The 11635-nt window shown below is 26.6% G+C and carries 9 protein-coding genes; all 9 read right to left on the reverse strand.

The window, feature by feature from the left end; all coding sequences use genetic code 11:
- Positions 1 to 16 precede the first annotated feature (16 nt).
- Entirely contained in the window at positions 17 to 910 is an 894-nt protein-coding gene (locus tag IC218_RS06250) for a glycoside hydrolase family 73 protein (protein ID WP_227824037.1), read from the reverse strand.
- A 217-nt stretch (positions 911 to 1127) separates the two neighbouring features.
- Positions 1128 to 3425, reverse strand: a complete 2298-nt coding sequence (locus IC218_RS06255) for a glycoside hydrolase family 65 protein (RefSeq protein WP_227824038.1) — start codon at positions 3423 to 3425, stop codon at positions 1128 to 1130.
- Complete coding sequence (gene pgmB, locus IC218_RS06260; RefSeq protein ID WP_227824039.1) at positions 3422 to 4102, reverse strand: beta-phosphoglucomutase; 681 nt, start codon at positions 4100 to 4102, stop codon at positions 3422 to 3424. The genes IC218_RS06255 and pgmB overlap by 4 nt, the downstream gene beginning before the upstream one ends.
- Before the next feature lie 94 nt (positions 4103 to 4196).
- The gene (locus tag IC218_RS06265) at positions 4197 to 5081 is read right to left on the reverse strand and encodes a hypothetical protein (RefSeq protein WP_227824040.1); all 885 of its coding nucleotides are present in this window, start codon (positions 5079 to 5081) and stop codon (positions 4197 to 4199) included.
- Positions 5082 to 5306: 225 nt separating this feature from the next.
- On the reverse strand, positions 5307 to 7190 hold the full coding sequence (locus IC218_RS06270; RefSeq protein ID WP_227824041.1) for a glycoside hydrolase family 13 protein: 1884 nt from the start codon (positions 7188 to 7190) through the stop codon (positions 5307 to 5309).
- A 273-nt stretch (positions 7191 to 7463) separates the two neighbouring features.
- Positions 7464 to 8285, reverse strand: coding sequence for a histidinol-phosphatase HisJ family protein (locus IC218_RS06275; protein ID WP_227434851.1), 822 nt, complete (start codon positions 8283 to 8285; stop codon positions 7464 to 7466).
- A 203-nt stretch (positions 8286 to 8488) separates the two neighbouring features.
- Positions 8489 to 8842, reverse strand: a complete 354-nt coding sequence (locus tag IC218_RS06280) for a hypothetical protein (RefSeq protein ID WP_227434853.1) — start codon at positions 8840 to 8842, stop codon at positions 8489 to 8491.
- Between the two features lie 80 nt (positions 8843 to 8922).
- Complete coding sequence (locus IC218_RS06285; RefSeq protein ID WP_227824042.1) at positions 8923 to 10365, reverse strand: cell wall-binding repeat-containing protein; 1443 nt, start codon at positions 10363 to 10365, stop codon at positions 8923 to 8925.
- A gap of 976 nt (positions 10366 to 11341) precedes the next feature.
- A complete protein-coding gene (locus tag IC218_RS06290; RefSeq protein WP_413927319.1) occupies positions 11342 to 11572 on the reverse strand; it encodes a hypothetical protein in 231 nt (76 codons plus the stop codon).
- Positions 11573 to 11635: the final 63 nt, after the last annotated feature.

Consider the following 11635-nt stretch of genomic DNA (forward strand, 5'->3'; position numbering starts at 1 on the left):
TTATGTTACACCAAAGTTACAATTTACTTTGAATTTCACTATCTATTAATTGAAGATTATATTGTTGAATTAATTCTATTAGACGTTCTGCATATATGTTACTTCCACTTTCATCTTTTGCAGTGCTATAACCTGCTTTTTCTAATGCTTTAGCTTGATAGATATATGTTTTTGCATCAAATACACCATTGGCTTTATATCTTTTATTTGTAGCTAAAAATTCTGCATGGTCTTTTATAGATTCACTTTTATCATCATATATTCTAAATTTATCATCTATAATTGTATCTAAATGTTCTTTTGTTTCTAAAGTAACTGATTTTCCTTTCCAATAGGCATCAGCCTTTATACCAAATAAGTTATTATACTCTTTTGCTAAACTTGATTTACCCCAACTAGATTCAATTATTGCTTGTGCAATGGTTATAGATGGCAATATTTTATAATTTTTATAGTTTTGTATAGCAGATGTTTCAATCTCATTAATAAATTTCATATATTGTGTATCAGATTTTAATCTTTCTGGCTTTATTCCATAATCTTTAAGGTCCTCTATATAATCATTAACCAATCTTTTTTGTTTATTATTAAATTTCAACTCATCTAAAACACTACTTAAATTTTCTACTTTATTATTTTTAGAAAAATCTTTAACAAATAAATCTGATATTTCTTTTATTTGTGAATCATTAACTTTTTCTAACTTATTTTTATTTAATACAGCAATGATAGAAGCTACATACTTCCAATTAACTTGTGCATTATTTTCACTTGCTAAATCAGCATATTCTATATACTTACTAACATCTATATCAGCCTTATTTATCTCTTTAATTGAATATTCTTTTACTAACACACCTATTCCAACTATTATTATCAGTATTGCTATAATGAACTTCTTATTCTTCATAAATTATTTCCTCCCTTATATTCTCTACAGAATACAATATACCCTACTTTTGTTACATATTCTTTACGAAATTATGAAGATTTTATGAAGATTTATGTAATATATTTAATTTAAAGCACGATTATTGTTATAATATATAGGTTTGCATTAAATAAAAAATAGTTAAAATAAATTTAAAATTAGATAAATTTATTTTAACTATTTATACACTAAGACATTATTTTAATTTACTTCTATTAATTTCTATAGATTTTTCTAATACATACTCTTCTCCATATACAATAATTTTTATTGGTTTTCCCTTTAAATTTTCTATCTTAATTAAATTACTATATACATCAACATGGATATTATTATCTCTATAATTTATATTGAAAGAATAATTATTCCATTCTTGAGGTAACTTAGGCTCAAAATATAGTGTTTCATTCCATGTTCTCATCCCTGCAAATCCATGTACAATAGAAAGCCATGAGCCAGACATTGAAGTTATATGAAGACCATCATTAGTATCATTATTATAATTATCTAAATCAAGCCTAGCTGTTCTTGAGTATAATTCATAAGCTTTTTTTAAGTCATCTACTTCAGAAGCAATAATAGAATAAACACTAGAAGATAAAGAAGACTCATGTACAGTATATTTTTCATAAAAATCAAAGTTTCTCTTTTTCTCTTCTTTAGTAAACATATTCCCAAAATAATAAATTCCTTGTAACACATCTGCTTGTTTTATAAAACATGACCTAAGAATCTTGTCCCAAGACCATTTTTGATTAAGAGGAAGATTCTCTTTTGGCAAATCCTTTACCTCTATAAATTCCTTATCTAAAAAATTATCATTTTGAACTATTATTTGTAATTCTTCATCATATGGCAAATACATTTTATTTGATATTATTTTCCAGTCCTCAATTTCCTCTTTACTTACATTATTTCTTTTAATACATTCACTGTACTCTTTTTCTAATTTTAAGATATTTTCTACAGCATATTCTAAACACCACTTAGCTATATAATTAGTATACCAATTATTATTGATGTTATTTTCGTATTCATTTGGACCTGTAACTCCATGTATCATATATAAATCTTTTCTTGTAGATAAATGTACCCTACTAGCCCAAAACCTAGCTACTTCTACTATTACATCTATGCCCTTTTCTTTTATATATCCAAAATCACCTGTATAATTTGTATAATTATATATTGCATATACTATACTTCCATTGCGATGAATCTCTTCAAATGTTATCTCCCATTCATTATGACATTCCACTCCATCGAAAGTAACCATTGGATATAGTGCTCCCTTAAGTCCAAGTTTTTTTGCATTATCTTTTGCTTGCTTTAGCTGATTGTATCTATATACTAAAAGATTTCTTGCTACACTCTTATCTGCTACACCTAAATATACTGGAAGACAATATGCTTCTGTATCCCAATAAGTAGCACCTCCATATTTTTCACCAGTAAAACCTTTTGGCCCTATATTTAATCTTGAATCTTCTCCATAATAAGTCGAGAATAATTGAAATAGATTATATCTTATACCTTGTTGACTACTCTTATCTCCTTCTATCTTTATATCTGCACTTTCCCATCTTTTATTCCACAATTTTGTATGTTCATTTAAGATTTCTTCATACTCTTTAGATATTTCTATATTTAAGATATCATCACATTTCTTTAATAACTCATTTTCACTATAATCTCTATTGGAAGTTATTGTTACATACTTTTCTATTCCAATAGTTTCGTTTTCTAAAACATCCATTGTTATTGAATTTTCACAGTAATTATCAGTACTTAAATAAGATATATCATCTACTTTACCTCTTGTTTTAATATGCATCGTTGCACCTACTGTAAATATGGGTGTCTTAAATGTATTTTCTTTTGTACGTGAAAGTATATTTCCTCTATATTCTGAGGAACTTGAAGAAACTGCATTCCAAAATTCTTCTTCGTAATTTGAATCTTCGTTTTTTATATTTGAATCTAAGTATGGAATAAATTTTATTTTAGCACTAGAATTCAAAGCTTTTATATCATACTTTATTACAGCTAATTCCTTAACTGATACGCTTAAAAATCTTGTTATATTAGCTTCAAATTTTTTACCATTAATATTCACAGTAAATTTACGCTTTAAAATACCATTTTTCATATCTAATTCTCTATAAAAATTTTCAACATTACATTTTTCAAGGTCTAACTCTACCCCATCTATGAAAATTCTTATCCCTATATAGTTAACTGAGTTAGGAATTTTACCAAAGTATTCTGGGTATCCATTTTTCCACCATCCAACACGAGTTTTATCAGGAAACCATACTCCAGCTATATAAGAACCTCTATGGCTATCTCCACTATATCTTTCCTCATAGTTTCCTCTCATACCCATATAACCATTGCCTATACTCATTATAGACTCTGCTAATCTATTTTCTTTAATTTCAATCTTGTCTTGTATAACTTTCCACTCATTTATATTATCAAACAAACATTTCATATAATGCTCCTAACTATATACTTATTATACTCACTTAATATATACTTAAAATTTAACTGACTTGTTGAATTTACAAGTAAATTTGCTTTTTTTAGATTTTTATAATCTCCAACTCCAACAGAAAACATATTGGCTGAGTTTATAGCATCAATACCTGCACTTGCATCTTCTATTCCTATACAATTTTTAGGATTTACACCAAGTCCCTTTGCTGACATAAGAAATATATCTGGATATGGTTTGGTGTTCCTACATTTTGACGCATCTGCTATAAAATCAAACTTATCACTTATGCCTAGATGTTTTAATACATTTGTAGCATTCTTGCTTGCAGAAGACAACCCTATCTTTACATCATTAGTTTTTATATCATCAAGTAAATTTTTTATACCTGGCAAAATATCATTTGAAGTTATTTTGTTTATTAAAGATACATAATAGTTATTTTTGTCTTCTGCCATTTTCATTTTTTCTTCTTCTGAAAATAAATCTTTTTTATATCCATATTCTAATATTTTATTTAATGACTCCATTCTACTTATACCCTTTAAAGACTCATTAAATTCTATATCTATATCTATGCCAATGTCATCAGCTAGTTTTTTCCAAGCTAAATAATGATAATATGCTGTGTCTGTAATCACTCCATCTAAATCAAATATAAATGCTTCTAGCATTCTTGTACCCCTTTCTCTATAAGGATTTTTTAGACTAATAATTAATTTATTTTGTGTCTATACCTTATATTTAAGATATTCTCTATAGAACTATTTAATCCAATTCACTCTTTAATTCAAAATCAACTTCTATTTCACTCTCTTGCACACCATATTTTTTTATCATTTTAGAAAAATTTGACCACATCTTTCCAGAAAAAGCATTTAAATAATTTATATTACAAATAAATTTGCCATCTTCAATCTCTTTCTTATATAGTTGTGGACCCACTATATATACAGGAAACATAGCCCATGCTTTTTTTCCTCTGTATTTTTTTATAACTTTTGTATAGTTGCCATTCTTCATAATACATACTAAAAATACACATACAAATGTTTTTTCTTCAACATCTATACCAAAAGAAAAGGATATATCTTTTCCAAACTCCTTTTCTATTTTACACAAATCCTCTTTAACCTGTTTTTCAAGTTTTCTTGAAGCTTCATTGCAAAATTTTTTAATCTCACTAGATGGAATTGGAATCCAAAGTGGCATATCTGATATATAGTCTATACTTTTATCATCAAATGGTAACTCTCTTCGCTTCATTTCCGCTATAGCAGACATATAACTTTTATCCGATACAAAAAAAGTTGCAATTTTATTATTATCCACATATATATTAACTGGACATTCCTGTTTCTTATTATTTATTGAAATTCTAGTAATATCATTATATGAATACTCTTTTTCACTCCCTATACATTTACGAACTTTAATATTATATAAATCAAAAATAATATACTTTCTTGTATATTTGAGAATTGAAATTAATCCATATATTGTAAGTACAAGAGTAATTAATAATATATAGTACTGTTTAATATATACACAAAATACAATTAATACAATCCCAATTGATAAAAATATTAAACCTAAAATTAGATTCACGATACTAGATTTTACTATAACTATATATTCTTCATAGTCATTCATGTTTTCCCTTCCCTCTACTTATTCAGTAATTATACATCTTTACTTAACTACAAAATAATTAAAAATTTCAATATTAATTTTTATTCAAATAAAAACTTTACTTAACAAGTTTTACTGCAAATAATTTGTATATAAAATTATACTGAATTCACTTATTATAATTAATGATACTTTGTTTAAATAATATAAAAAGTTATAGTATAATCTAACAAACACATGGTTATATTATTTTAAAATAATAAACTTGTATTTTTTTAATGTTATTTCTTCCTTTAAATCAACTATTTTTTCTTCATATAAATCTTTTACTTTTCTATTTACCAAATAATCTGGTAATCTTAAGGTTAAATCTTTGGATGAATTATTTATTATTATTGTAATAGATTCTTTCCTTAATATAATTGTTCCATTTTCTTTATCTGCTAGTATCCATTCATTTGATACAGTTCTAAGTTCTCTATTTGATTTACGAAGTCTAATAATCTTCTTCATAAAATCAAGTATATCTTTATTCCACTTTCCTTCATTCCATTCCATACATTTTCTTTGTCCTTCAGATACTGGACTTAGTTCTCCTTGCATTCCTATTTCATCACCATAGTATATACACGGACCTCCTGATTGTATAAACATAAACAAATATGCAAGTTTAAATTTATCCACATTTCCATCAGCATAGCTCAATATTCTAGTAGTATCATGACTTCCAAGTAAATTAAAAATAACTTCATTAACTTGCATTGGATAGCTTACTATTACATCATTTATCATGTATTTAAATTCTTCAGCATTTATCTCATTTGTACAAAAAAATTGTTTCATAGCTTCTGACATTAAATAATTCATAACTGAGTCAAATTGGTCTCCCATCAACCATGGTAAACTTCCATGCCAAATTTCTCCTAATATATATATATCAGGTTTTATTCTTTTAATCTCTTGTCTGAATTTTCGCCAGAAAACATGATCTACTTCATTTGATACATCCAATCTCCATGCATCTATATCAAATTCTTGTATCCAATACCTCCCTACACGCAATAAATATTCTATTACTTCTGAATTTTCTGTGTTAAGTTTTGGCATGTATTTTTCACACCCAAAAGTTTCATAAGGTATGTTTTTTTCATCTATTTCTTCTATTGGAGTATCAACTTTACTTATATCTTTTATATAAAACCAATCTTTATATCTCGAATTATTCTTATTTTTAACTACATCTTGCCACTGCTTAGAATAATATCCTATATGATTAAATACAGCATCCAACATTATTTTTATATTTCTTTTATGGGCTTCTTCTATTAGTTTTTTCAAAGTAGATTTATCACCTAAGGTAGGGTCTATTTCCATGTAGTCCATCGTATCATATCTATGATTAGTTTTTCCAACTGTAATAGGACAAAAATAAATTCCATTTATCCCTAAATCGCTCAAATAATCTAGGTGGTCTATTACACCTTGTAAATCTCCACCTGTAAAATTATCTCTTGTTGGAATAGCGCCCCATATATCTACTCCTTCTGGATTTATAGATGGATTTCCATTTGCAAATCTATCAGGAAATATCTGATACCAAATAGTTTCCTTTACCCAATCTGGAACTTTAGGTATATCTATATAATTCAAATATGGATATCCAAAAAAATTACTTATTTCGCATAACTCTTTTTCATCATTTTCGTTTCCTAATTTTATTATCTTTTTCTCTGTAAATAAAATTTTTTCTTCTTGACCTTCTATTATAAATCCATATCTCGAACGTTTATTTAAAGGCTTACACTCAGCTATCCAATAATCAAATAATTCTGTTTCTACTTCTTTGTTCATTGTTATATTTGTTCCACCAGACCAACCAAGTCCAGATGCATTTAGATTCCCTCCTCCTGCACCTCCTTTGTCCCATACATATTGGTCTCCTATCCTTAAGGTCACTTTTTTTGCCTCATTTTTTTTGGTTCTAATTCTTATATGTAATGTTTCTCTATCATAGCCATAAGCATAGTTGCTCATTGGTATATGTAGTATAGCCTCTTTTGTTAAAGTTTGTTGAGTTGATTCTGTGATTTGATTGCTTAAGGTTATATTTTCTTTATTTTTATTAGACAACTTTATCCCTTCTTTCTAATAATTTGCATGATTTAAAGATAGGTTAATGTATTTAACTATTATATCATAATAAAAAGATATAATAGTTAAATATAATAGTAATAGTTTTCTAATTTGAGACAATCATTTTTCTTAAACTTAAACTCTTCTCTATTATCATTTTTTACAAAATAAAAACCTCTAGTATTTTCCTAGAGGATACAATATTCTGCTATTAATTTTTATACTAACTTTCAAATTATTTAAAAAGACTCTATATGCCATATTAGTTCTTTATGCTATATTATTAGATTTAACTTTTTCTATGTTTAAAAAATAAGTTTCTCTTTCTTTAAATAATGATACATATTTAAAATCAAGATATTTAAGCATATCGTAAGCCACATCAAAATCTTTGCAGATATCTTCTACTCTATGAGAGTCAGAACCTACAGTAACTATAAAACCACCAAGTTCTCTATATCTTTTTAAGATATCTTCATTTGGATGTATGGCATTTAATCCATATCTATAACCAGATGTATTTAACTCTATTCCACTTCCATTATTAATTATTGACTTTAAAACTTCATCAATAATATCTTTAAAATCATTATATATTACTCTGTTATCTGAATATATCCCATATCTAGATATATAATCTAAATGTCCATATATATTATAATCTTTAAACTCATGATTAGTTTCAAGTATGCTATTAAAATATTTATAGTACGCATCTTCTTTGCTAAGTCCTTCAAAGTATTTTTTTGATGGAACAGGTACGTTATCAATTGTATGAGTTGAACACAATATAAAATCAAAAGGATGTGAACTTATTACATCTTTTATTTCATTTTTTAAATGTTTTCTATATCCTACTTCAACACCTAACAATAATTCTATATCCTTTTTATACTTTTCTTTTAGTGTATTAAACACTGGGACATAGTTGTTATAATCTATACAAAATCCCTTCCCTTCATCATGTTCTAAATGGTCTGTAAAAGTTAAATATCTAACACCTATACTTATAGCTTTTTTTATTGTATCTTCCATTGAATCCTTTCCATCACTTGAAAAATTAGTATGAATATGATTATCAATTAAATTCATATTATCCCTCCCTTTATTTTATCTATCTTAATTATACTACAGGTTTATTGTATACAATTGTTAAAAGAAAATGATAATAGTTAAATTTTATTTACAATACTTCCTCTTAAATAAATATTTTATTTTTACAATAAAAGAAGTGTCTATCTTTTGATTTAAAAAAATCAATGCAGACACTTCCTTAGTAATATATTTTGGTTAATTTATCTTTTAAAAATTTGCATTTTTTGACAAATTTTAGTGGTTATATATCCAATCATATAAAAAGCGGCATAAAGTAAAATATAGATATATGCTGAATCATTTAAAAACATATACATTAATATTATATAAGTTATTAAAGATACTACAAGTGATAAAATCCAGTTGGTTTTACTCAATACACAAACTATCCCTTGAATTAAAAAGGCAATTGGAAAAATTAAAATCATCCCTATTACAAAAATCCCTTTAGAATGAATATCTGGTATATTGAATATATCTGTAGCAAAAGTCAAAAACACCAATAACATTATGATTGTAGGAAATATAATACTAAAAACATTACTCTTTTTCATAATAAATTTTCCTTATTTGTAATTTTGAATTGGTTATTTAATGAAACTCATTAAATATAACCATTAAATTAATAATTTAATTACTTTGTCGCCTCAATTTCTCCCATCATTCTAACTAAGTCTTGTCCATATTGACCACCAGCCCAATTATTAGAAAGACTTTCAACTGTTTTAGCTTTCCCAAACAAAGATTTTTCATGTCTAGGGTCTACTGGATTTGAAAGTGGATAACCCTGTTGTCCTGCATATAGACATAAATGTTGAATTTGAGCTAGTATTCCCTCTTCCCAAGTATCAAATTTTGAGTGTGCATTTTTGTCAGTATCAGAACCACCAACAGAAGTCTTAAGTCCACAAGGATTCTTAAAAGATGCATCTAATACTCCACCAAAATTACAGAAACCAGTTTCTTTTGCTGATTGAGCTACAGCTAAAACAGGATTTACACCTTCTTGAACAGCTGTATCATACAGTATTGGTATTAATTCTATAAATAAATCATTGGCTTTTTTAGATTTTGCCCATTTTAAACAAGCTTCTAAGCTAGCTGTTGGTTCACCTAATATACTTGTCTCATCTTTCATAGGTGAATCCCCTTTTGTAGACGAATCACCATTATTCTGTGCAGCAGAAACACACTTATTATATACACTATCGCTTATTGAACCTAATCTAGTAATCTTATCTGCTCCTGCTAGTATGGATTTATCACTATCTTCTGATACTAATACAATTGGATTATCTTTAGCAATTGTAGAACCTGTAAGAGCATTTACTAAATCATATCCATCACTTAAATAAAATTCTGATGAATCTGGATAAAATTCTTTTATAACTTTTTTATTTGTATCATATCTATCTGAACCACCAAGTCTCTTAGAGTTAGTCTTGTTAACTAAACTCGTACTCATAGAAATACTTCCACCTACAGCATATGATTTTACATTACTTGTTGAAAAAGGAACACTTTTTCCATCTGTAAGTACTATAGGAGCTACATCTCTTACTGAGACAGGTGCAGCACTTATAGTATCAGCCTCTCCTTTATATGCATTAGTTAATATAACTTCATCAACTTTTTTAATGCTACTTACTTCTTTGGCAACACTATAACTAGTCTTTATTCTATCATCTCCACCTAATCTAGTTACTTGTGCTCCTGTATTTTTAAGTTCAGTTTCTACTGACTTACTTATTGATAACTCTTTACCTATTATGTATATCTTTTTTACATTTTTTAATCTTTGTTTTGTCTCATTTGGTATGTTACTTTTTTGAGCAAGTAAAATCGGAGCATCTACAGCACCAGCAAGACCACTTGCTGAAAGACCATCTGCTATAGAACTATCCATATTTACCACAATTGCTGTATCATAACTCGTTTTATCTGCTATTAATCCAGCCGTCTCGTATATGTTCTTACCTTTAATGGTATCTGATGTTAATGCACTTACATTAGGTGCGTTCATTAGAAATATAGCTAATGTTAAACCTAATGCTAAAACTCTTTTAATTGTTCTCATATTCTTCCCCCTTGATATATCAAGTTTAATCCAAAAATGACTATAACATAGTAATACATCTACGCTATAGTCATTTATTATAATTTAATAATTATATGTTTCTTATTATATCATAAATTACAAAAAGTTTCCATAATATTAGATAGATTAGAGAAAAAATTTACATTTTAGTTACAATTTTCCATTTTTTAATTCTAATGTATACATATTTGGTAACAATTTGTAATAAAAGATAGTAAATACACTTTGTATTCATTTTAATATTATACAATAATGAAATTTATTGCATATAAAAATTTAATAAAAATTATATAAGACTTTCACTATTGAATAAACATATTATAAAAAGCAATAAAAGATATCTTTTATTGCTTTATTTGAATAAACGAAATATAATGTATTGCGTAGGAGATAAGAACCAAGGAGTCAAAAAAATGATTTCTCTTCTGCTCCTATCTTTAATACCTGTACTGACTGGTGGTACTGTAGCTCTTTTCAATAACAGCACAAAGACAATTTAGGATTTGTTTTTTTCAAAAATCATATTATCATTTATCATTTGCATGTTATTTGCTATTACACTGTTCTTTCTATTTATTGTACTAATTGTTATTTTACAGTTAATGAGAAAAATAACAATCAATATTTCACTGCTTCTTTCTTTAATGTTCGGTTTTGCTCTTGAAACCCTTATTATTGTATTTGTAACTACATGTGCAGGAACAATTGTAATAAATTTAAGCAGAAATATTATAGTAACAAGTGTAGCAGGTATGACTAATCCTTCATCATGATATTAAAATAGAAAATTTTAGATATGAAAAAGTTAAGAAAGGGCACAAAAATATAGCATTTAAGTGGATGACTATTATTCTAATTGATTATATAAAATGACTTTCCCATTTTAGAAATAGGAATAATTATTTTTTCAAAATAACCTAAAAAATAAGCTTCTAATAACTTAAAAATCTGGAATCTAACTTCTTCTATTAATCTCGTCTGTTATTAATGATTTAGAAATATACATTGCTTTTATTATATTTCTAAATCGTTTGTAATTAGTAGTACCCTCTGCAAATTTTGACTGTGCTTTTTCACAACATTTGCCTATACTTGAAGATACGGGTCGTAGTGCTTCTATTAATTCTTCTTTTGTATATTTATCAATTATATTTTCATCTGTTATTAATGATTTTGAAATATACATTGCTTTTATCCTATTCTTAAGGAGTGAGTGTTGAGAAGTCCCTTCCATAAACTTTAGTTGTGC

It is taken from the genome of Clostridioides sp. ES-S-0005-03, from assembly GCF_020658455.1.
GTDB lineage: Bacteria > Bacillota > Clostridia > Peptostreptococcales > Peptostreptococcaceae > Clostridioides.

Bases quoted from the DNA above. Each gene is read 5' to 3' on its own strand.
- IC218_RS06250 (WP_227824037.1), bottom strand. From the start codon at position 910: ATGAAGAATAAGAAGTTCATTATAGCAATACTGATAATAATAGTTGGA.
- IC218_RS06255 (WP_227824038.1), bottom strand. From the start codon at position 3,425: ATGAAATGTTTGTTTGATAATATAAATGAGTGGAAAGTTATACAAGAC.
- pgmB (WP_227824039.1), bottom strand. From the start codon at position 4,102: ATGCTAGAAGCATTTATATTTGATTTAGATGGAGTGATTACAGACACA.
- IC218_RS06265 (WP_227824040.1), bottom strand. From the start codon at position 5,081: ATGAATGACTATGAAGAATATATAGTTATAGTAAAATCTAGTATCGTG.
- IC218_RS06275 (WP_227434851.1), bottom strand. From the start codon at position 8,285: ATGAATTTAATTGATAATCATATTCATACTAATTTTTCAAGTGATGGA.
- IC218_RS06280 (WP_227434853.1), bottom strand. From the start codon at position 8,842: ATGAAAAAGAGTAATGTTTTTAGTATTATATTTCCTACAATCATAATG.
- IC218_RS06285 (WP_227824042.1), bottom strand. From the start codon at position 10,365: ATGAGAACAATTAAAAGAGTTTTAGCATTAGGTTTAACATTAGCTATA.
- IC218_RS06290 (WP_413927319.1), bottom strand. From the start codon at position 11,572: ATGTATATTTCAAAATCATTAATAACAGATGAAAATATAATTGATAAA.